General features: G+C 54.3%; 20 protein-coding genes. 10 read left to right on the top strand and 10 right to left on the bottom strand.

Annotation, left to right across the window (positions count from 1 at the left end; all coding sequences use genetic code 11):
• The first annotated feature begins 19 nt into the window (after window positions 1-19).
• On the top strand, window positions 20-1093 hold the full coding sequence (locus SD961_RS09140; protein WP_318790171.1) for a malate/lactate/ureidoglycolate dehydrogenase: 1074 nt from the start codon (window positions 20-22) through the stop codon (window positions 1091-1093).
• 112 nt (window positions 1094-1205) lie between these two features.
• Here the strand turns inward: SD961_RS09140 and gntT are convergent, their stop codons facing one another.
• Window positions 1206-2522: a gluconate transporter gene (gene gntT / locus SD961_RS09135; protein ID WP_318790061.1), complete on the bottom strand. Its 1317-nt coding sequence runs from the start codon at window positions 2520-2522 to the stop codon at window positions 1206-1208.
• A gap of 229 nt (window positions 2523-2751) precedes the next feature.
• Window positions 2752-3381 (bottom strand): LysE family translocator, encoded by a 630-nt coding sequence (locus SD961_RS09130; RefSeq protein ID WP_318790060.1) that lies wholly within the window; start codon window positions 3379-3381, stop codon window positions 2752-2754.
• Between the two features lie 720 nt (window positions 3382-4101).
• On the opposite strand from SD961_RS09130, the gene SD961_RS09125 reads away from it, so the two are divergent.
• The 4 genes from SD961_RS09125 to SD961_RS09110 all read left to right on the top strand — a co-directional run bounded on the left by SD961_RS09125 (window position 4102) and on the right by SD961_RS09110 (window position 7157).
• Entirely contained in the window at window positions 4102-5526 is a 1425-nt protein-coding gene (locus SD961_RS09125) for a cytochrome ubiquinol oxidase subunit I (RefSeq protein ID WP_318790059.1), read from the top strand.
• Window position 5527: 1 nt separating this feature from the next.
• Entirely contained in the window at window positions 5528-6535 is a 1008-nt protein-coding gene (cydB, locus tag SD961_RS09120; RefSeq protein ID WP_318790058.1) for a cytochrome d ubiquinol oxidase subunit II, read from the top strand.
• Between the two features lie 51 nt (window positions 6536-6586).
• Window positions 6587-6745 carry a DUF2474 domain-containing protein gene (locus tag SD961_RS09115; protein WP_318790057.1) on the top strand — a complete coding sequence of 53 codons (159 nt, stop codon included), beginning with the start codon at window positions 6587-6589 and terminating at the stop codon, window positions 6743-6745.
• 157 nt (window positions 6746-6902) lie between these two features.
• Window positions 6903-7157: a CsbD family protein gene (locus SD961_RS09110; RefSeq protein WP_318790056.1), complete on the top strand. Its 255-nt coding sequence runs from the start codon at window positions 6903-6905 to the stop codon at window positions 7155-7157.
• A 270-nt stretch (window positions 7158-7427) separates the two neighbouring features.
• Here the strand turns inward: SD961_RS09110 and SD961_RS09105 are convergent, their stop codons facing one another.
• A complete protein-coding gene (locus SD961_RS09105; RefSeq protein ID WP_318790055.1) occupies window positions 7428-7838 on the bottom strand; it encodes a type II toxin-antitoxin system HicB family antitoxin in 411 nt (136 codons plus the stop codon).
• Between the two features lie 27 nt (window positions 7839-7865).
• Window positions 7866-8045, bottom strand: coding sequence for a type II toxin-antitoxin system HicA family toxin (locus tag SD961_RS09100; protein WP_318790054.1), 180 nt, complete (start codon window positions 8043-8045; stop codon window positions 7866-7868).
• A 426-nt stretch (window positions 8046-8471) separates the two neighbouring features.
• On the opposite strand from SD961_RS09100, the gene SD961_RS09095 reads away from it, so the two are divergent.
• The gene (locus tag SD961_RS09095) at window positions 8472-9812 is read left to right on the top strand and encodes a carbohydrate porin (protein ID WP_412916666.1); all 1341 of its coding nucleotides are present in this window, start codon (window positions 8472-8474) and stop codon (window positions 9810-9812) included.
• A 44-nt stretch (window positions 9813-9856) separates the two neighbouring features.
• Here SD961_RS09095 and fetB read toward each other — a convergent pair whose 3' ends face one another.
• From fetB to pqqU, 4 genes are all read right to left on the bottom strand, one after another.
• Window positions 9857-10615: an iron efflux ABC transporter permease subunit FetB gene (gene fetB, locus SD961_RS09090; RefSeq protein ID WP_318790053.1), complete on the bottom strand. Its 759-nt coding sequence runs from the start codon at window positions 10613-10615 to the stop codon at window positions 9857-9859.
• Window positions 10602-11270, bottom strand: coding sequence for an iron efflux ABC transporter ATP-binding subunit FetA (gene fetA / locus SD961_RS09085; RefSeq protein ID WP_318790052.1), 669 nt, complete (start codon window positions 11268-11270; stop codon window positions 10602-10604). Before fetA ends, fetB begins: the two co-directional genes overlap by 14 nt.
• Before the next feature lie 159 nt (window positions 11271-11429).
• Window positions 11430-13820, bottom strand: coding sequence for a glucose/quinate/shikimate family membrane-bound PQQ-dependent dehydrogenase (locus SD961_RS09080; protein WP_318790051.1), 2391 nt, complete (start codon window positions 13818-13820; stop codon window positions 11430-11432).
• A 147-nt stretch (window positions 13821-13967) separates the two neighbouring features.
• A complete protein-coding gene (gene pqqU, locus SD961_RS09075; RefSeq protein WP_318790050.1) occupies window positions 13968-16121 on the bottom strand; it encodes a TonB-dependent receptor PqqU in 2154 nt (717 codons plus the stop codon).
• Between the two features lie 447 nt (window positions 16122-16568).
• Between pqqU and SD961_RS09070 the strand changes: the two genes are divergently transcribed.
• Window positions 16569-16961, top strand: coding sequence for a hypothetical protein (locus SD961_RS09070; protein WP_318790049.1), 393 nt, complete (start codon window positions 16569-16571; stop codon window positions 16959-16961).
• Between the two features lie 59 nt (window positions 16962-17020).
• On the top strand, window positions 17021-18160 hold the full coding sequence (locus SD961_RS09065) for an iron-containing alcohol dehydrogenase (RefSeq protein ID WP_318790048.1): 1140 nt from the start codon (window positions 17021-17023) through the stop codon (window positions 18158-18160).
• 169 nt (window positions 18161-18329) lie between these two features.
• Here SD961_RS09065 and SD961_RS09060 read toward each other — a convergent pair whose 3' ends face one another.
• Entirely contained in the window at window positions 18330-19184 is an 855-nt protein-coding gene (locus tag SD961_RS09060; RefSeq protein WP_318790047.1) for an aldo/keto reductase family oxidoreductase, read from the bottom strand.
• Between the two features lie 97 nt (window positions 19185-19281).
• Between SD961_RS09060 and SD961_RS09055 the strand changes: the two genes are divergently transcribed.
• A complete protein-coding gene (locus SD961_RS09055; protein ID WP_318790046.1) occupies window positions 19282-20184 on the top strand; it encodes a LysR family transcriptional regulator in 903 nt (300 codons plus the stop codon).
• A 150-nt stretch (window positions 20185-20334) separates the two neighbouring features.
• On the top strand, window positions 20335-20748 hold the full coding sequence (locus SD961_RS09050) for an RcnB family protein (protein ID WP_318790044.1): 414 nt from the start codon (window positions 20335-20337) through the stop codon (window positions 20746-20748).
• A gap of 162 nt (window positions 20749-20910) precedes the next feature.
• Here the strand turns inward: SD961_RS09050 and SD961_RS09045 are convergent, their stop codons facing one another.
• Window positions 20911-22557 carry a methyl-accepting chemotaxis protein gene (locus SD961_RS09045; RefSeq protein ID WP_318790043.1) on the bottom strand — a complete coding sequence of 549 codons (1647 nt, stop codon included), beginning with the start codon at window positions 22555-22557 and terminating at the stop codon, window positions 20911-20913.
• Between the last annotated feature and the right edge of the window lie 18 nt (window positions 22558-22575).

The following is a 22575-nucleotide window of genomic DNA, read 5'->3' as shown; positions in this document are numbered from 1 at the left end:
GGAGAGAGAGATGGATCGTATAGCAGGTGAAATTCGCATCGAGAGCAGCAGGCTTCAACGTTTAGTTCAGGCACTCTGGCAGCATGCGGGCAGCAGCGAGACGGAAGCCCGCCTGGTGGCAGAGCATCTGGTGCAGGCAAATCTGGCGGGTCATGATTCCCACGGCGTGGGAATGATCCCGAGTTATATGCTTTCCCGTAAGCAGGGACATTTACAGCAAAACCAGCACGTGGAAGTGGTAAAGGATGCAGGCGCCGTCCTCACCGTCGATGGGCATAATGGCTTTGGTCAGGTTGCCGCCAGCGAGGCGATGGCGCTGGGGATTGAACGTACGCGACAGTTGGGTATGTGTGCAATCGCGCTACGCCACTCCCACCATATCGGGCGTATTGGTCACTGGGCTGAGCAGTGTGCCCGCGCAGGGTTTATCTCTTTCCATTTTGTTAATGTCGTCGGCGACCCGATGGTGGCGCCGTTCAACGGCCGCGATCGTCGGTTTGGCACTAACCCGTTTTGCGCTATCTTTCCCCGTGACGGGCAGCCCCCTTTGTTGCTGGACTTTGCCACCAGCGGTATCGCATTCGGTAAGACCAGAGTGGCTTATAACAAAGGTGTTCCGGTTGCGCCCGGACATTTAATTGACGACCTGGGCCAGGCAACCACCGATCCGGCCGTGATGCATGAGACGCCTTACGGTTCGCTGTTAGCCTTTGGGCTGCATAAAGGGTATGGCCTGGCCGTGATGTGCGAAATTCTGGGCGGCGCGTTATCGGGCGGTAAAACGACTCATCAAAGCACGCTGCAAAACAGCGTGGCGGCCATTTTCAACAGCATGACCACCATCATTCTTGACCCGCAAGCCTTTGACGCCCCGCAGATGCAGCAGGAGGCGCAGGCCTTTATCGACTGGGCGAAAGCCTCACCTCAGGCTGGCGACCAGCCAGTTCAGATACCGGGAGAATTTGAAGAGGCGCAACGTGCAGAGCGGTTAAGTAAGGGTATCCCGATCGATGCCAATACCTGGCAGCAGCTCCTGACTGCGGCCCGCGAAGCGGGAATGCCGGAAGCCGAAGTGGCGGAGTTTTTACGCTGAGCATAAAGATCAGAGCTGGCTCGCTGTTCAGAGGTTGGTTTGCCAGCGGAAGAGGTTAAAACAGCCGCAGCCTGAGAGCTGCGGCTGTAGAGGGAATGCTGAACGAAGCGGTTTACACCACCATCTGCAACAACAGGCAGCCAATCAGTCCGCACACGGCGATCACCGTTTCTAAGCCGGACCAGGAGCGCATGGTCTCGCCAATGGTCAGGTTGAAATACTCTTTGAACAGCCAGAAGCCCGGATCGTTAACGTGAGAGAAGATCACGCTGCCAGACCCTACCGCAATCACCATCAACTCCGGGCTGACGCCGGTGGTGGCGATAATTGGCGCCACGATGCCGCCAGCAGTAATTGCGGCCACCGTGGCAGAACCCAGCGCAATACGCAGCGCAGCAGCGATTGACCAGGCCATCAGGATCGGAGAAATCGTGCTGCCTTCCATCAGGCCAGCGATATATTTGTCCACGCCGCTGTCCACCAGCACCTGTTTGAACGCCCCGCCGCCACCGATAATCAACAGCATCATGGCGATGATTTTGATTGAATCGGTCAGGGTGCCCATCACTTCATCCATGGTACGACCACGGTTCAGACCAAAGGTAAAGAGCGCAATCAGCACGGCAATCAGCGTGGCGATAATCGGGTCACCGAAAAATTCTGCGTAAGCCAGCAGCGAATGGCCTTTTGGCAGCACCATCTCGGCCACGGCTCGCAGCGCCATCAGAATAACCGGCACCAGAGAGGTCCAGACGCTGACGCCAAAGCCCGGCATCTCAGCTTCGGTAAAGGTTTTCTTGTTATACAAACCTTCCGGGATTGGCTTGTCGATGCTTTTCAGGAAGCGGGTATAAACCGGACCGGCAAGAATAACGGTTGGGATACCCAGCAGCGTGCCGAACAGCAGCGTTTTGCCCATGTCAGCATGGAACAGCGTGGCGATAGCGGTGGGGCCAGGATGCGGCGGCAGAAAACCGTGGGTAACGGAGAGCGCCGCAGCCATCGGAACGCCCACATAGAGCAGAGGAACGCGGGCAGAAGCGGCGATAGTCAGTACCAGCGGCAGCAGCAGCACAAAACCCACTTCATAGAACAGCGCAAACCCCACGGTAAAACCAGTAAGCACTACGGCCCACTGAATATATCTGGTGCCGAATTTGGCAATCATGGTAGTAGCAATACGCTGTGCCCCACCGCAGTCGGCAAGCAGTTTACCCAGCATAGCGCCAAAGCCCATAATCAGGGCCAGGCTGCCCAGCGTGCCGCCAACGCCAGCTTTGATCGAGCCAACAACCTTGTTAACGGGCATTCCCTGCATCACGCCGACCGCCAGCGCGACCAGGATCAGGGCTATAAATCCATTCAGTTTAAAGCGGATCATCAGCAGCAGTAACAGTACTACGCCAATCGCAACGATGACTAATGGCATAAATTCTCTCCGGTGCGTGCTCCGGACCGCAGTCAGGATCACGTAAATTTTCTCCCGCCTTGCTTCTGCGTGACGGGTATCAGTTTCAGGGCTGTCAGCCTGGGCTGACGAGGTGTTACCGGGAACATGTTAACGGTAACACCGCCAGGCTGATACGCCCCCGCAACGGTGAATTTACATTTTGAGATGAAGATCAAACTTTTGTCACAGGAGAGAGGGTTTGAGCATTTCACCGGGAGAGCAGAAGTTTAATGCCTGCAATAGCGAAAAATAGCGCAAAGAAACCTTCAATCCCCCTGCGACTTTTCAGATAGGCCTGGCTCAGGGTGGGGGTGGAGAAAAGCAAAGCATAACTACTGAACACCACAACACCAATACAAGCGCAACCGCCTACTATGAATGGCAAAACCCAGGGCGAGGCGTCAGCGTGAATGCCAAGTGAGATGATGGCCAGCCAGACTAAAATGGCTTTGGGATTGGCGAGATGCAGAAGCAGACCGCGTAAATAATATTTTCTTAATGGCACCACGGCAGATATTTTATGGTCCGGTATTTCAGCCTCGCCTTTTCTTCGGGCGCCCTTCGCTGCCTTAAAGGCCATATAAAGAAGATAAGAGCCGCCTGCCACCTTAATAGCAATAAGCGCATGAGTATAAGCTAATAATAAAGATGAAATTCCCGTGGCGACGATCAGTGCCCAAAACAGCGAGCCGGTAATAACGCCCGCGGCCATAATCAAGGCGGGAAGCCGGCCCTGACGCATAGCGAGGCCCATAATGGCAAGATTACTGGGACCGGGGCTTGCCGTACCAAGAAAGTAAGCGGCATATACGGGCAATAACGACAGCAGAAGCGTCATTTTTATCATTCCTTTAACATATCTCTGAAATCACACCTTAACTGACCAGGTATTGACCTTCGACAAAAAAATGCAGGTAACCGCCCGCATAAAAGTAACCAAATGTTTCTTAATGAATCAAAATAAGAAAATAAGCTTTAACATTTACAGGGTTTTTCATATTCGCCTCTGGTGCACGGCCACCTGTTACTTACCGATAACAACCCAGAGGAGTTCGTAAAATTTACCCCACCCATCGTTAACATTAAAACAACATTGCCGTTTACAAAGCCGCTGATTTCCCAATTAATTTCCAATTTGTGCCCTGATGCATCGCTATTATGTGCGAAAAAGTTATATGTCCGGGCGGTTTTATAAATAAAAGCAAAGTAATTTTCACACTTATTTTTCACCCCGCCTGCGGCCTGAGAGATAAAAAAAGGATGACCGGGCAGAAAAATACACTATTTTTACATCACAGCATCATCTGGTATGAATGAATTAACAGATCCTCAAAATACTTTAACGCAGCGATGAAACAATTCATCGCAAAGATCTATGCTGTTATAGGCATGTTCCCGATTACTGTTGCTACTCCTTCACCTGATTTGGTCTTAGGATCAAACCTTCGATGAAATATCCGCTTAACGGCAGCTTCATAAAGCTTTTATGTAGCCCTGTTGTTAATAGTCGGTAAATAAAAAAGAAAGGCAATTTTTTTATGTTAGATCGAGGTAAGCAATGTTTGGATTAGATGCGTTCCACCTGGCAAGGATACAGTTCGCGTTTACCGTCTCCTTCCACATCCTGTTCCCGGCTATAACCATCGGGCTCGCCAGCTTCCTGGCGGTGCTGGAAGGTTTATGGCTGAAAACCAAAAATGAGGACTATCGCGACCTTTATCATTTTTGGTCGAAAATTTTCGCCGTTAACTTCGGGATGGGCGTGGTGTCCGGCCTGGTGATGGCGTATCAGTTCGGTACCAACTGGAGCGGCTTTTCGCAGTTTGCCGGAAGCATAACCGGTCCGTTACTGACCTATGAAGTGCTTACCGCGTTCTTCCTCGAAGCGGGCTTTTTGGGCGTAATGCTGTTTGGCTGGAACCGCGTAGGCCGTGGCCTGCATTTCTTCGCCACCTGCATGGTTGCCCTTGGAACCCTCATCTCTACCTTCTGGATCCTGGCCTCTAACAGCTGGATGCAAACGCCTCAGGGCTTTGAAATACAGAACGGTATGGTGATCCCGGTTGACTGGTTCAAGATCATCTTTAACCCTTCCTTCCCGTTCCGCCTGCTGCATATGTCTACTGCCGCTTTCCTGGCCAGCGCCTTCTTTGTCGGCTCTTCTGCTGCCTGGCACCTGCTGCGCAAAAACGATACGCCAGCGATCCGCAAAATGCTCTCTATGGCGATGTGGATGGCGCTGATTGTGGCACCGATTCAGGCGGTACTGGGCGATGCGCATGGTCTGAATACGCTTGAGCATCAGCCTGCTAAAATTGCGGCGATTGAAGGCCACTGGGAAAACCCACCCAATGAGCCAACGCCGCTGATCCTGTTCGGCGTGCCGGATATGGAGCAGGAAAGAACCAAATATGCGCTGGAAATTCCCTATCTGGGCAGCCTGATCCTGACCCACAGCCTGGACAAACAGGTTCCTGCGCTGAAGACTTTCCCGAAAGAAGATCGCCCTAACTCCACTATCGTCTTCTGGTCCTTCCGCGTCATGGCCGGTTTGGGAATGCTGATGATTCTGCTGGGCGTTTGTAGCCTGTGGCTGCGTTTTCGCCAGCGCCTCTATACCTCGCGTCCGTTCCTGTGGTTTGCGCTGCTGATGGGGCCATCCGGTCTGATTGCGCTGCTGGCAGGCTGGTTCACTACTGAAATTGGTCGCCAGCCGTGGGTGGTTTATGGCCTGCTGCGCACCAAAGATGCCGTCTCGGCGCATGGCGAAATGCATATGAGCATCAGCCTGCTGGCCTTTATTCTGGTTTATTCATCTGTATTCGGGGTGGGTTATATCTATCTGATCAATCTGATTAAGAAAGGACCAAAACCAGGGGAAGGGAATCATGATGACGAAGGCGGTCCGGGTACAAGACATACCCAGGCACGTCCGCTGTCTGCCGTGAAAGAAAAGTTAGCCACGCCGGAAGGGGATAAATAAAGTGGGTATTGATACTTCAATTATCTGGTTTACCATCATCGTCTTTTCGACCCTGATGTATATCGTGATGGATGGTTTCGACCTCGGTATCGGCATCCTGTTTCCGTTCAATAAGGATGCCACCGAACGCGATATGATGGTGAATACCGTTGCCCCCGTCTGGGATGGCAACGAAACCTGGCTGGTGCTGGGCGGCGCGGCGCTTTATGGCGCCTTCCCGCTGGCCTACGCGGTGATTCTGGACGCGCTGTCCGTGCCGCTGACCGCCATGCTGATCGGCCTGATTTTCCGTGGCGTGGCGTTTGAGTTCCGCTTCAAGGCGACGGAAGAGCACCGCGCATTCTGGGATAAATCCTTTATTGCCGGCTCGATTCTGGCTACCTTCAGCCAGGGTGTGGTTTTGGGCACCTTCATCAACGGTTTTGAAGTCACTAACCGCGCTTACAGCGGCCCTGAGCTGCTGTGGCTGACGCCCTTCTCGCTGTTCTGCGGACTGGGTCTGGTGGTGGCTTATGCTCTGCTGGGCAGCACCTGGCTTATCATGAAAACTGAAAATGAACTGCACCGCAAAATGACAGCGCTGACCAAACCGCTGCTGCTCGCCCTGTTGGCGATCATCGTGATAGTGAGTATCTGGACGCCGCTGGAACATGCAGACATCATGAAACGCTGGTTCACGCTGCCAAACGTCTTCTGGTTTGTTCCGGTTCCGGTACTGGTTGTTCTGGCCTCATGGGCGCTGATGCGCTCGCTGAACCGTCATGCGCACTATTCGCCGTTCCTACTGACGTTGGCGCTGGTCTTCCTCGGCTTTACCGGCCTTGGCATCAGCATCTGGCCAAATATTATTCCACCGCATATCACTATCTGGCAGGCGGCTTCTCCGCCGCAGAGTCAGGGCTTTATGCTGGTTGGCGGCCTGCTGATTATTCCGGTTATCCTGGCGTATACCTTCTGGAGCTATTACGTATTCCGCGGAAAAATTAACCCGGACGAAGGTTACCATTGATTAACCAGCGGTTTGTAAACGCCGTGAGATGAAAAGTATTGGGAGGAAACGATGAGAGTTGCAACCGAAACTCAGCAAGTGACAAAATCCCCGGCGTGGAAACGCCTGCTATGGATGATTGTTATCTATGCCTGTAGCGTTATGGCACTGGGCGTTGTGGCTACCCTGTTCCGCTTTATGATGACCGCTGCCGGCATGAAGTCACACTGATATTCTGACTGCCAGTCATGCGCAAAGGGCCGACAATTGTCGGCCCTTTTCTTTACGTTCGTCATAAATAGTCACATAACCGGGGCGGTATAACGCCAGGGATGGTCTACGCTTAGAGTTCTTCCATGAGGAATCATGCCAACACAAAGGAGACAGTATGAGTCTTTTAGATAAAGCGAACGATAAAGCAGACGAAGCGCTGGGCAAAGGTCAGGAGCAGTTTGGTAAAGCTGTCGATTCTCCAGAGCATGAGTTCAAAGGGCGTGTGCGCCAGGGCGCAGCGAAAGCGACCTATGCGGTGGATGATGCGCTGGATTGCGTGAAAACCAAAACGCAGGACGCGCCGTTTGTCTCGCTGGCGATTGCCGCTGGCGTGGGCTTCCTGGCGGCGAAGATTTTTGGTCGCCGTTAATCAGCCCAGGGCGGCTTAACACTGCTCTTCCAGAAAAGGCCGACATTTTCGGCCTTTTTTATGCCTGCAGCCTTTTGAAATACAGCATTTTCTCTCCTGCTGTGTCCACTTATTGACCACGCATCGGAAATCAGCCCAAAGATCGGGGCTATTAAAAAACAGCCATCGGGCTGTTTTTTTGTTGAGATCCTTATCCCCAGGCTTCAGCCAGGCGAATGGAGATCACTTCTTCACCCCGGCAAACTCTTCCCGGTACTGGCTGTTCTGTACTTAACGCGCGGCAGATATACGCTCAAGTGCCGCCTGAGCCAGAAATCCCGAGCGGCTCTTAAACTCGGGGTTCGAAGCAACACAGCGATCAATCCGGTCAATCAGCGACTTGGGCAACGTGACGTTGATTTTTTCAGAGCCGCCCAGCAAACGGATAACATCCACATCAACCAGCGCCCATATATAGCCTGCATAGCCAGGATTAGCAGCTAATGCCTCAATAGTGGAGACTGGCGGAATGTCATGCCCAAGCTCAACGGATAATTCGATATGTCCGGTAATCGCCTCTTTTGCATTTGCTATGGCCTCATCCAGGGTGTTACCAGCGGAGAAACACCCTGGCAGATCTGGAACGGTAACGCCATATGCGTGTTCGCTGTCGCCAGCTTCAATGGCAATTGGATAAAACATAGTCATCCTCCTCAAGTAAGTAGGGGGTTAAACTCCCGCTTGTTTCCTGATGCTTTTTACCGTGCCAATCGGTAAATCTTTTTTGGGGTGAGGTATTGTTACCAGTCCCGGTTTTGTCGGGTGAATAAAATGGTGATGGCTCCCATTTACTCTTACCAGAATCCAGCCATCGGCCTTGATTTCTGCCATTAGCGTCCTGCTGTTCATCCTCTTGCCCTGTGATGTCCCGGTAAATGAATAATAACCCCAGTAACCCCGAAAAACCACCTTTTCAGAGTTATTGGGGTTATTAATTTCCGGCTTTTTTTATGCCTGCCTTTCCGCAACCCTCTTTTTAAGAAAGCCGTTCTCCGCTCTGCTACCGCCTGTTTCCCTTAAAGTGTGATCCACTTTGAAATTTTGCACTAAATCCATACTTTGCTAATCATTTCAGCACTAATTAAAACAACTAAACAACCGTTTAATGCTCTTATTCGCTCTGTTAAGGCCGCAGGTTCAGGCTTATGTCAGCACTTCCCCCCTACACAGATCCCCTGAGCAGGAGAAAATGCTTAAAAAGCAGCAAGGCCGTAACGTTCCCTGCCCGACGTTATGAAGGACAGTGTTATCCCTATAAAAAGAAGGTGTTTCACCATGAAAAGCAAGCTCCCGCAAACCACGTTAAAAAGATCGGTGGCGTTCTGTGGTTTTGGACTGATGCTGGCATCCGGCTCTGCGCTGGCAGATTTTACGCCGCTAAGCCTGGATTCCCCCTATGCATTTGGTGACTGGGAAGGTTACCGCAGCCAGTTAAAAGAGGACGGCGTAGAATTCCAGGTAAACTACACCATGGAATCCGCCAGTAATTTCTCCGGTGGTTACCGGGACTCGACCACGGCCCGTTACACTGATCAGTGGGGCTTTGGCACCACGCTGGATCTGGACAAGCTGCTGAACTGGAAAGACACCCAGTTCCAGGCCACCATCACCAGCCGTAATGGTCAGAACCTGACGGATCAGATTAACGATCCCCGTTCAGGTGGCCTCTCCTCAGTGCAGGAAGTGTGGGGACGCGGGCAAACCTGGCGTCTGACGCAGTTCTGGTTGAATAAAGGCTTCTTTGATAACGCTGTAGAAGTGAAGGCCGGACGCGTCACCGTGGGTGAGGATTTTGATACCTTCGACAGTAATTTCCAGAACCTGGCGTTTGGTAGTGGACAGGCGGGGAACTGGCGCGGCGACCGCTGGTTCAACTGGCCAGTATCCCAGTGGGGTGGCCGCGTGAAGTTTAACTTCACGCCAGAGCTTTTCTTCCAGGTGGGCTTCTACAATCAGACAGCATCAAACTACGACACCGCCAACGGTTTCCGTCTGGATACCAGCCCGACGCTTGGCAATATGGTGCCGGTCGAATTAGGCTGGCGACCTTTCCTGGGTGCTGACAAGCTGCCGGGTAACTATCGCATCGGCATGTACTACTCTTCAATGAAAGGTGATAACTACAGCTCTTACAGCAATGGCGAATATGGCGAGGAGAACCACGCTTACGGCGGATATTTACTGCTGCAACAACAGCTGACGGCGATGGATGGCGACAACAATCGCGGGCTGGGCATTAACGTTCAGGCCGTTATGAACGACCATAAAACCTCGAAAACCGATAACTACCAGTCGGTAGCGTTCGTCTGGAAGGGGCCGTTTGACGCGCGTCCGAAAGATGAGATCGGCGTCGGTGCCGCCCGTATTCACGTTAATGATGACTATGGCAATATGCTGCGCGAAACCAACCGGGAAAATGGGGTAAACGATTACGACAACCCGACTTACCTGCCGATACAGAGCGGCTCCGAATATAACTATGAAATCTACTACAACGCTCAGCTCACCAACTGGCTGAAACTGCGGCCAAACCTGCAATATGTCACTTCACCAGGTGCGGTCAGCGAAGTAAAAGATGCCTTTGTCGGCGGCATCAGCGCCAATATCAACTTCTGATTTGGCCCTGGAGGCGGATCGCCCGATCCGCCTCTCTTTTACGTTTAACGCAGCTGCGCCCGCGAGGTAAAGAAGCGGCGGTATGCCAGATAACCGGCGATAATCGTCGAGAGACTGGCGGTGCCCAGCAGCATAAACGTCACCATAATCTGATATTTAATCGCTTTTACCGGATCGATGCCGGCAAATATCAGGCCCGACATCATGCCCGGCAAACTCACCAGCCCCACCGTTTTGGCAGCATCCACCGTTGGGATCATTGCGGCGCGAATGCTGTCGCGAATAAGCTTCCCCGAAGCAACTTTCACTGACGCGCCCAGGCACAGCATCTCCTGAATTTTCTGCCGGTTATCGGCAAAACGCTGATTGAGATTGCTGTAGCAAAGCCCCACCGCCACCATTGCATTGCCGGCGATCATTCCTGAAACAGGGATAACCTGCATCGGCATAAACTCAATTGACCCGCTCAGCACCAAAACCAGCAGCGTCAGCGTGGTGCTGGTGGTAATAGCGATAAACGACAGCACAAAAGCGTTGCCGATATTTCGGCTGCGCTTGCGGGCGTTGAGCGCGGCATTAACGCAGATAAAGAGCACCATCACTACCGTCAGTATCGCGTTGTTCAGCTCGAAAATGTACTTGAGCAGATAGCCAACGATAATCAGCTGCACGATGGCGCGACCAACGCTCCAGACGATATCCTTCTCCAGCCCGAGCTTCTCTCGCTTGCTGACCAGCAGGGCAATCAGCACCAGAACCAGCGCCAGTGCCAGCGACTCGTTGGTAATATTATGCTGACTCATCGTTTCCCTTCCCTGACGGTGGCGTTAATGTCACTACCCGGTGTGCCTGCTCTGTTTCCGCCGCGTCATGACTGATCCAGATTACCGCCACGCCTTTCTCCCTCACCAGTCCGTGGATCAGCTGGTTAATTGTCCGTTTGTTTTCTTGATCCAGCGCGCTGGTGATCTCATCCAGCAACAGCACCTGCGGCAAAAATTGCAGATTCCGCAGCAGAGCGACGCGCTGTTTCTCGCCGCCAGAGAGCTGCTCACACTTTTTATCCAGCATCTCTTCGGGCAGATTCACGCTTGTGAGCCACCTGCTGAGCACAGCCCTGTCAGCTTTTTTCTGTCGGATGTGCCACGGCAGCGCCAGATTGTCATACACCGTCTCGCCAAACAACGTGGGGGTCTGAAAACAGTAAGAGACCTGCTGACGATAGTGTTCCGGCTTCAGCTCGCGAACAGGCCGCCCTGCGAAGCGGATCTCGCCCTGAGAGGGTTCAAGTAGTGAGGCGATGATTTTCAGCAATGTGCTTTTACCACTGCCGGAAGGACCGGTCAGCAGGAGAAACTCCCCCTGACTGAGGCGCAGCGAAACGGGGGCCAGCAGCGTCGTGCCATCCTGAGCATAGCCAATATCCTGCACATCCAGCAGGGGAGAAGTTTGCGACATGAGTCAGTCAACCTGATTGAAATAAACGCCCGAATGATAACGCCTGGCGGGAAAAAAGCAGGCGTTTTTTACGGTGAAAGAGAGACAAAAAAAGGGCAACCGCCGAAACGGTTGCCCTGCTCAATTCAGCATCCAGTCTGCGGATGCCGGGAAGTGCTGTTACTTCGCGTCGTCAGGCAGCGCGTAGGCAACGATGTAGTCGCCAAGCTTGGTGCCGAAGGAGCCATGACCACCCGCTGCGATCAGCACATACTGCTTGCCGTTCACCTCGTAGGTCATTGGCGTTGCCTGGCCGCCAGCGGGCAGACGAGCTTCCCACAGCGCTTTACCATTGGTGACGTTAAACGCACGCAGGTAGTTATCTGCGGTTGCGCCGATAAACATCACGTTACCCGCCGTAGAGATTGGCGCGCCCAGCATAGGCATACCCATTTTGAACGGCAATGGCACCGGTGAGCTGTCACGAACGGTACCGATGCGTTTTTTCCACACGATATCGTTGGTTTTCAGGTCCACCGCAGAGACATAGCCCCACGCAGGTTGCTTACAAGGGAAGCCCAGCGGCGACAGGAACGGGTTCAGGGTCACGCCGTATGGCACGCCATACTGCGGCTGAACGCCGGTTTCTGTCCCGCTGCCGCCCTTGTCGTTCTCGCCAGGCCACAACGGGTTATTTGGACCACGTGGGATCAGACGGGAAACAAACGGCAGCGCCATTGGGTTGGTCACGGCGATCTGGCGATCGGTATCCACTGAGATACCGCCCCACTCGAACATGCCCAGGTTACCCGGGAACACCAGCGTGCCCTGCTCTGAAGGCGGAGTAAACGGACCTTCATAACGCAGGCTGTGGAACATCACACGACAGATCAACTGATCGTAGATAGTCGCGCCCCACATGTCTGCACCAGACAGTTTGGCTTTTGGACGGTAGGTCAGCCCGGAGAAGTGCTGAGTAGGATTGACATGGTCACCCTTAGCAGCGCCCTGCGGCACCGGCGTTTCCGGAGCCGGAACGACTTCTTTACCGTTACGGCGATCCAGAACAAAGATGTCGCCCGTTTTGGTTGGGACATAAATTACCGGAACGCTGCTGCCGTTTTTATCGGTAATGTCAGCCAGAGTCGGCTGCGCCGGTACGTCCATATCCCACAGATCGTGGTGCACCGTCTGATAGAACCACGCCAGTTTACCCGTAGTGGCGTTCAGCGCCAGCAAACCGGTAGCGAAACGCTCCATTTCCGGGGTGCGGTTGCCGCCCCAGATATCAGGCGTCGCCACACCGATTGGCAGGTAAACCAGATCCAGCTTCGCATCATAAGAAGCGGGCGCCCATGAGTTTGGTGAGTTAGCCACATAGTGCTGGTCAGCTTCCGGCAGCACATTAGGCTCTTTAGCGCCGGTATCGAAGGCCCACAGCAGTTTACCGCTGTTAACATCGAAACCACGGATGACGCCGGAAGGCTCTTTTGTGGAGTAGTTATCGGTCACGGCACCAGCAATCACAATCACTTTATCAGTGATGATTGGCGGTGAAGTCGGCTCGTAAGCACCGGCACGGGCGTTAGGCATGTTCTGCTGAAGGTTCAGCTTGCCGTTTTCGCCAAATTCCGGGCACAGCGCGCCTGTTTCCGCGTCCAGCGCATAGAGATGACCATCGTTCACCGGCAGGATGATGCGGCGTGCGCACAGCGCAGGTTTGCTGCCAGCTGGCAGGGTTGCCACTTCAGGTGTCTGGTAATAAGAGACACCGCGGCAGGTCACGTGCTGGAAGGACGGGTCGGTTTTCAACTGTGGATCAAATTTCCACTTCTCTTTACCGCTAGCGGCATCCAGCGCAAACAGGATCTGGTGCGGCGTACAGAGGTAAAGGGAATCACCGATTTTGATTGGCGTCACTTCATCGGTAAGCTCACCCGGATCGGTTGGGCGCTTCATGTCACCGGTACGGAAGGTCCATGCTTCCTTCAGCTGACCAACGTTTTTGTCGTTGATCTGCTTCAGCGGCGAGTAGCGCGTTCCGGCCTGAGTACGACCATAAGCAGGCCAGTCTCCGGCAGCGATGCCTTCACCAGACTTCTCAATGTTTGCAGCCTGTTCAGGGCTGAGGGAACCGTTGATTTCCTGCGGATCGTTAAAGACCGAGTAGACCAGCGCGATAACGGTCACCACCAGTACCAGGCTCAGCGCGCCACGGGCAAATTTGCCCTGGCTCAGGCCACGGTACACAAACGGCAGAACCAGCCACAGGCCGAGGAAGAAGGTGACGTCAAGACGCGGCGTCAGCGCCCAGAAATCGGACCCCACTTCCCACAGCGACCAGACCAGCGTCGCCAACAGGAATACCGCGTACAACAGCAGCGCTGAAGAGCGGCGACGGAACAGCAGCCAGGCGACAACCAGCTCAATCACACCAGCGATGATGTAATAGAACGAGCCGCCGATTTTTGCCAGCCAGATACCGCCAATCAACAGGTACAACCCGCTGAGGACGGCGAATACAGCCGTAATCATCACGAGGATCCGTGATAACGGTGCTTTACTTTGCATAGTATGGACCTTACCAAAATTTAACGTCTTCGATTTAGATCGTATGCTAAATCGCAAAAAACACTCGGTTAATACCGCTTATCCATCCCGGTGTTTTGAACCCACCGCCAGGCTTACGCTGAACGGCAGGCTGTGCTGGATACTTGATTACAGGAACGTATAAGAGAGCGTAGCGCCCACGCCGTAATTACGCCCTGGCGCTGGCTCGTAGTAGCGACCATTGCCTTCGTTGACGATCGCTGAGCCTACATATTCTTTGTCAAAAAGATTATCGACGCGGCTGAACAGGTCCAGAGACCACTTATCCCAGCCAAATTTATAGCCCGCGTTCAGGCCCACCACCGTATAAGAGGGCGCTTTTGCGTCGTTTTCATCATCAGCCTGAATGCTGCTCATGTAGCGAATATCGGCGCCCGCATGCAGACCCTGTTCTGGCAGCCAACCCAGCGAAGCATAGCCCATATTCTTCGCTACCCCCGGCAGACGATTGCCGGAAGGGGTACAGTTGCCATTGTTATCGCAGGTTTCATTACGATAGGTGGCATCCAGCCAGGTCCAGGCCATTTTCATCTGCCAGTTTTCAGCAAACTGCTGATCGAAGGAAAGCTCCACGCCACGGCGGCGGGTTTTACCGGCATTTTTGTAGACGGAGCGTCCGTTGCTGCTTTGTGCCACCACCAGCTCGTTATCGGTGTTGGTCTGGAAGAGCGCCGCAGTCAGCAGGCCATAACCGAGGCGGGTTTTACTGCCCAGTTCAAAGGTGTCGCTGGTGGCGGGCTTCAGGCCCAGGTTCAGACCGGTCTGGCTGCCATCTACCGAGCGGTAGGAGAGTTCATTAATAGTCGGCGTCTCAAAGCCACGCCCCGCCGAGGCATAGAGATTCCAGGCATCGGTTACCGCATAGTTCAGCGAGCCCATCGGCAGCAGCTTGTGGTAACGCTTGCTGCCGCTGTCATCCCCGTTGCCGGAAGTGACATAGTAATCTTCAGAATCAAAGCTCACCGTGCTGTAACGCACCCCTGCATCCAGCGTCCATTTTGAGGTCAGTTCCCAGCTGCTCTGCAGGTAGGGGTCCAGGTTCCACATCACATTCTTTTCGTTGCGGCGCTGGCTGCCCTTCTCGCCAAATTCCGGTACGCCATTCACAAGATTGTAATTCTCAAATCCCTGACGACGTTCGGTCATGGTCTCGTAATCCAGCCCGCCAGTAATGCTGAACGGCACCGAGCCAAGCTGATCCTGATGCTTCCAGCGGGTATCGACGCCGGAATATTTGCGTTCCAGCACAATCACGCCGCCAGGGTAAGCGGGCCTGAGCTGTGGGGCCAGCGGAATAGACTGATACTGCGTGGTATGCCGCTCCCCGTGCCAGGTGGTCAGCGTCAGCTGGTCGTTCTCGCTCATCTCCCGCTGATAGCGCAGGCCAACCTGAGTCTGGTCGAGGCTTTTGCGGGTATTGAAGTTATCACCGCGTGGCGACTGGCGAGGATTCGCTTTCCACTCTTCACGGGTGAGGCCGCCCGGATCGTTGGCATCAACCGAAACGCTGTTCAGCATCAGGGTGAGCGTGCTGACATCATCCAGGCGCACACCCAGCTTGGCGTTGCCGAGGTTTTTCTGGGTGCCGCTGTGGTCACGGTAGCCGTGCGTGGTAAAGCGTGAGCCGGAAATGGTGTAATTCACATCGCCCGCCCGGGTACCGTCACCGGTAGCGCCGCTGGCCTTAACACTGTTACGCCAGCTGCCGTAGCTGCCGTAGTAAGTCCCCGCCGTCAGCGTGGTGGGCTGGCTGCCGGTCTGGGTATCGATATTGACCACGCCGCCAGAGGCATTGCCATAGAGAGCGGAGTAAGGGCCACGCAGCACGTCGACCTTATCAATGGAGTTAATATCAATGTTAGAAGTCTGCCCCTGCCCGTCCGGCATGGTGGCGGGGATGCCGTCCACATAGACCCGCACGCCACGAACGCCATACATTGAACGGCTGCCGAAGCCCCGCACGGAAAGCTGAAGATCCTGGGCATAGTTCTGACGATTCTGGATCTGCAAACCAGGAACGCTGCCTAACCCTTCCGAAAGATTGACCTGCGCCATGCTGTTGCGCAGATCGTCTCCGCTGACTACGCTGACGGCAGCAGGCGTGTCCAGTTCAGACAATCCGCTACGCTGCTTAACAACCATCAGGGTGTTGCCCTGCGCGGCAGCCTCTCCGCGCTGATCGGTTGGCGACTGAGCATAACTCACGACAGGTTGCAGTAAAAACAGCGGCGTAATTAACAAGGCAGAGGTTTTGTTGTTCACAGGATCGGTTCGTTGTTTAAAAGTTTATCCGTCAAAAGTTCCCCAACTGGCCTGCACAAAAAACTTTTTGTACAACCCAACGCCGTTGAGAAACGCACACAACCATGCTGGAAAAGTATACAAGCAGTTTTGAAACTTGCCCGCCAATTCCCCCTACAAAATAGAAGGCATCAGCGCAATCAGTCGAGTAAAACGGCTGTTCAAATGCAGAGAATAAGGGGAAAGTGTCAAAATCGGCAAAGAGTGTAGCACTCAATAATCGCTTTGCGAACCGTTGTTACCTTTTTAGCTGAATTGATTCAGTTTTACCCCACAAAATGATAACAAGAGGCTTACAAAGGCGCTTAAGGCGCGCTTTCACCCTTTAATTGTCAGGGTTTTCAGCAAGGGGAAATTTAACAAACTCCCCGCTATACTCAACCCATTACCCGATGAAAAGGATGCATTATGGTGTGGCAGGATAAAGCCATTTTTAACGAGACGGGATTCAGCCGGAGAGTAAGGCGAATTGGCGTCGCCGCCGCGTTGGTGTTGTTAACAGCCTGTTCAGGCGGTGAGCAGGGAATGATCTGCCAGGGAAACCTGCAGACGCTGGATGGACGCAATCTGGGCAATCTTGAAGGAAAAATTGTTGACCGTTTTACCTCTTTCAGCGTTACGCTGCCGGAAAAGGTAGTGGAAAGCGGCCCTTTGCACTCGGCCGACCGGCAGCAATATGTGCCTGCCGCCGTGACCAAAGAGGGCTGGCTGGCGATGCGCCTCTCCGATACCCGCTTTATGGTGGTGAATGCGCCGCAGGACAAAGTTTTTACCTTTAGCTGCCCTTCCCGCTCGATTTGATCTTTAGCCTGCTGGCAAGGTAGCCTGTCTGCTCTGTTTCTGACCCTACGGGAAAACCCATGAGCACCAGCCAGATGATAGCTAACCGTCATACCTTTTTTGGGCGCGGAAGCCTGCGTGAACTGCTGCCGTTGCTGCAGAAAGAGGTTCAGCCTACCTTACTCTTTTGTGGTCGCTCCTTCCTGCAGAGCGCGAAGTGGGAGGCGCTGAAAGCCGATCTGGCACCGCTGCTGCTGGGGCATGAGATTGTCAGCCACGAGGCTTCGCCTGCTGAGATCGATCAATGGGTTACCCGCTGGCGTGGCAAGGCAACACGGGTGGTCGCCATTGGCGGCGGTAGCGTGCTGGACGCCGCTAAAGCCTTTGCGGCGCTGAGTCAGCATCCGCTCAACACGCTGCGATATCTGGAAAAAGTCGGCGACACGCCGCTGACTGGCGCAACGCTGCCGCTGATTGCTGTGCCTACCACTGCGGGCACCGGCAGCGAGGTGACGCAGAACGCGGTGGTTACAGACAAAGCAGAGATCAAAGTTAAAGCCTCGCTGCGCCACGCCAACTTCGTCCCTGACATTGCGATTCTTGACCCCGACCTGTTACAGGGCGCGCCCGATCACGTGCTGGCGTGCTGTGCGATTGACGCCTTCACCCATCTGTTTGAAGCCTACCTTTCCAGCAAAGGCAATTTCTTTAGCCGTCAGACAGCCCTGACGGGAATGCGTGCATTTATCAGCGCCTGGCCGCATCTGAATCGCGATGATGAACAGGGTGACAGAGCACGCGAGCAGATGATGTTCGCTTCCTGGCAAGGAGGATTGTCGCTGAGCATGGCGGGTTTAGGGGTGATCCACGGCATTGCCGGAGAGCTGGGGGCGATAAAGGATTACCATCATGGTGAAGTGTGCGGGCGTTTACTGCTGCCCTTCCTGACCATACTTAACAAGACGGAAGATGAACAGCAGCAGGTATTAATGGACGATTTAGCCACGGCCCTTTTCCCGGGGTTTACCTTGCCGCCCGCCAGAATGTTGCAACACTGGCTAAAGGACAACGCTATCACCCCCTTCTGGCACGATGCGCAGCCGCTTACGGCAGCGGAAGCAGACTGGATCCTCTCCCGCTCCAACAGCAAAAATTCGCTGGTCAGCTACAGCGAAGAGGAGCAGCGCTTTATGCTGGAACAGGCTTATTCGATAGCTTGACAAGAACCGGCTTATTCCGTCGCCAGGCAAACTATAGCTTAGCCCCGAAACAGGCCCGTTCTGTTGCAGAGCAGACTACGCAGTAATGCCCGCCCACTCCTGTTTCAACGCTTGATAAAATATGGCGTCCGGGTTGCCTTCCGGACGTCATTTCTCTCACATCCAAGGCTCAGCCCATTTCGTTTAGTCTTTCAAGCGCCTGAGCAGGTAAAGTCAGCCTGACAGCCGCCATATTTTCCTGCAGATGCGCCACCGAAGAGGTGCCGGGGATCAACATAATATTTGGCGAGCGCTGCAACAGCCAGGCCAGCGCTACCTGCATTGGCGTCGCCTTTAGCTCCTGAGCGACGTCAGACAACCCGGCAGACTGCAACGGCGTAAATCCACCCAGCGGGAAGAACGGCACATAAGCGATACCCTGTTTCGCCAGCGTTTCCACCAGCTCATCATCCTGCCGGTTCGCCAGGTTATAGAGATTCTGCACGCAGGCGATCGGCGTCATCCGCTGAGCATCTTCAACCTGTTTTGCCGTAACGTTGCTTAACCCAATGTGGCGGATCAGGCCACGCTCTTTCAGTTGCAGTAACGCTTCCAGCGGCGCCTCAAGAGAGCCTTCCTGCGGTTTATGCACGTTTAACATACTGCGCAGGTTGACGACCTCCAGCCTCTCCAGCCCCAGGTTTTGCAGGTTCTCCTCCACCGCACGGGTCAGCTCTTGCGCACTAAAAGCGGGAAGCCAGCCCCCTTTTTCATCCCGACGGCAGCCCACTTTGGTAACCAGAGCGAGCGAGCTGCCATAAGGGTGCAGCGCTTTTTTGATCAGCTGGTTAGTGATATGCGGACCGTAAAAGTCGGACGTATCGATCATTTCAACGCCGGACGCTACGGCGGCACGCAGGACTTCCAGGGCAGCCGCCTGGTCTGAAGGAGGGCCAAAAACGCCAGGACCAGCGAGTTGCATGGCGCCATAGCCCATCCGGTTAAGCTGTCGATCGCCGAGCGTATAAGTAAGTGAAACAGTCATAGCAGATCTCCTGAGTAAGTGACCCACTGATTGTAGCGACCCCGTTACTGTGCAACTATCCGGTAAAATAACGACACACTGTACGGAGAGACGGACAATGAAGCTGGATATCACGCTGTTGCATGCTGTGGTGGCGGTGGCTAAAGCGGGGGGCTTTCGTGAAGCCGCACGCGTTACCGGCAGTAATTCCTCCCGTCTGAGCGATGCGGTGCGGCGCGCGGAACAGCAGCTCGGCGTCAGGCTGTTTCACCGCACGACCCGAACCGTAGCGCTGACCGAGGTTGGCAGATCGCTGATGGAACGGCTGCTGCCCGCCATGAACGAGGTGGAATCTGCGCTGGATGATATTAATCGTTTCCGTGAAACACCCGCAGGCACGTTAAGGCTCAACGTGCCGGTCAGCGCATCCCGGCTGATCCTGCCCGCTCTGGTACCCGCCTTCCTGGCCCGCTATCCGGATATTCAACTGGAAGTGGTAGCGGAGAGCAACGTTCAGGATGTCTTCCGCGACGGATGTGACGCGGGGATCCGCTATGACGAAACGCTGGAGCAGGATGTGATAGCCCTTCCCATCGGCCCGCGCCAGCAGCGTTTCGCCCTGGCTGCCTCTCCGGCCTATCTCGACCAGGCTGGACGCCCCACCCACCCGCACGAGCTGATACAGCACCGCTGTATTCGTGGTCGTTTCGCCAGCGGCGTGGTACCGGAATGGGAATTTGAAAAAGAGGGCGAGCGGCTAAAGGTAAAACCTGGAGGCCAGCTACTGGTAAGTATCGGCAGCGGCATGGATTTAGCCGTGGATACCGCTGTTGCGGGCGGAGGAATAATCTACCTGTTTGAAGAGTGGCTAAAGCCTCTGCTTGAGAGCGGTAAGCTTGAACCCGTCATGCAGCCCTGGTGGCTGACCTTTCCCGGCCCCTGGCTCTACTATCCTGACCGCCGTCTGATCCCTGCCCCCCTGCGCGCCTTTATCGATTTTGTGCGTGAAGGTGGCGGCTAGCGCCCACGCTTAGTCAGCTTTTTGCAAGCTAAGCGTAAATTTAGCGTTAAGGGCGCTGTTCTTAAGATTATTCATCTTGTTCTTCGGCAGCTAACCCGCCAAATTGGCTTTATCAACAAAAAGTTGGGCGATACCAACAAGGGAAAAAAGATGAAAAAATCAGGCATTGTTATCCTTTCTGCGCTGCTGTTTGCCACCACCAGCCTGGGCGCATTTGCGGAGGGTCCGCAGCAGGGCCATGGCGAGCAGTCGGTGAAACGGCCACCAGAGGGCGGCCAGCAGCAGCATGGCCAGCCCCAGGAGCATAACGCACAGCCTCGCCAGGCTGAGCATCGTGAACCGCAGCACCAGCAGCCAAACCATCAGCAGTCGCACCATGCAGATTTCCACCGTGGCCGTCCGCTTCCGGAGAAGTATCGTGGTAAAAGTTATCAGGTTACCGACTGGCATAAACGTGGTCTGAAAGCGCCACCGGCTGGTCATCGCTGGCAGAACGTCAACGGCAACTACGTGCTGATTGCGGTTGCTACTGGCGTGATCACCTCCATCATCACGCATCAGTAACCTCTCTTCTCTGTTAAGAGGAACGTAAAAAGGCCCCGCCAGACGCTGGCGGGGCCTTTTTGTTACTGCCGGAAAAACGTTGTGGCCATGGGGGATAACCCGGCGTACGGCTGAAAGCGCCTTTTCTTCAGAGCGGGCGCAGATCCTCAACGTTGCTGAGGATCAGAACGAACTCCAGTTATCCGTTGCCAGTTCAGCTTTAAGCATTGCAGGTTTAGACAGCGGTTTCGCCAGTGCAGGCTGTTTTACCGCTGGCATCGTGCTGCCGCTCTGGACTTTAAAGGCGCCGACCAGATTGCTAAGCGTAATCGCCTGCTCCTGCAACGATTGCGACGCAGCAGAAGCCTGCTCCACCAGGGCGGCGTTTTGCTGGGTGACGCTATCCATCTGGCCTACGGCAAGGTGCACCTGTTCAATACCCTGGCTCTGTTCCGAAGTGGCGGCGGCCATCTCACCTACGATGTCAGCAACCTGGCGGATAGATCCCTGCACTTTGGCCATATTATCCCCAACGTTCGCCACCTGAACGGCACCGCTCTGCACCAGCTGCGCAGAGGTGACAATCAGATCCTTGATCTCTTTCGCTGCGGTTGAAGAACGCTGAGCAAGATTTCTGACCTCGCTGGCCACCACGGCGAAGCCACGACCCTGTTCACCGGCACGGGCAGCTTCTACCGCTGCGTTCAGTGCCAGAATATTGGTCTGGAAAGCGATCCCTTCAATCAGGCCGGTAATATCGGAAATCTTGCTGGAGCTGGCTTTGATGTTGTCCATGGTGTTGACCATCGCCGATACCGCATTGCCGCTCTGTTCCGCCATCTCGTTGGCGTTGCTCGCCAACAGGCTGGCCTGTTTGGCATTTTCAGCGCTCTGCTTCACCGTATCATTGAGCGCGCTCATGCTGGCAGAGGTTTGCTCAAGCGAAGCAGCCTGCTCTTCTGTCCGCGCAGAGAGATCTTCGTTACCGGCAGCAATCTGCGTGGAGGCCGAACTCACCGACTGGGCAGAAGCGGTTACTGCGGTCATCGCTGCGGCCACGCGCCCCATCAGGGCGTTAAAAGCAAAGGCGGTTTTACCAATTTCATCGCTACGGCGGTCGTCAGCCTTGCGGGTCAGATCCAGCGACTCACTGGTTTCCACCATCACCTGCTGAATATTATTCAGGCTGCGGCGAACGCCAAAAATGGTTTTGCAGGCCAGCGCCCCCATCAGCAGGATCACCACGGCAGAAAAGCTCAGCAGCCCCCAGAACACGCGGGAGTAGAGAGCATTATTTACTTTACGCAGCTCTTCACCCAGTTGAATATTGAACTCAATCTGCGACTTAAGATCTTGCGTTAATTTACGCACCGCAGCGCCAATGCCCGCTTCACCCTGTAACATCGGCAGCGTGACGGCATCACTGTGCGCCAGGGATGCGGTAATGTACCCCGGCAGTACGCTCTGAATAGCCACGATATCGGCCAGCGCGCCTTCGCTCATCTCTTTATCCCGCTCGTTAGACACATCGTTTGCCAGATAGTAATTCACCTGCGTTTTAAGATCGGCGATCAGACCGTCGATCTTTTTCTCCGCCAGATTCTGTTTCCCGCTCTCCGTTTCGCTCTGATGCTCATAGAGCGCTACATTGAGCTTGCTGGCGGTGCTGATGGTCTTATCCAAATCTTTGATACTTGGAATAGCATTCCGCTGAACATATTCAAATCTGGCCTGGAACCCAGTGATGGCATACAGAGAAAAACCGGCCAGTAAACACATAGCCAGCGCAAGCAGGGAAAAAATAGAGAACAATCTTTTGGTGATACTCATGCGGGAACCTCAACATCA

The sequence above is a fragment of the Erwinia sp. MMLR14_017 genome (assembly GCF_033657285.1).
Taxonomy (GTDB): Bacteria; Pseudomonadota; Gammaproteobacteria; order Enterobacterales; family Enterobacteriaceae; genus Erwinia.
Note: the sequence above shows the minus strand (reverse complement) of the source record. Positions and strands in the feature narration are given on the sequence as shown.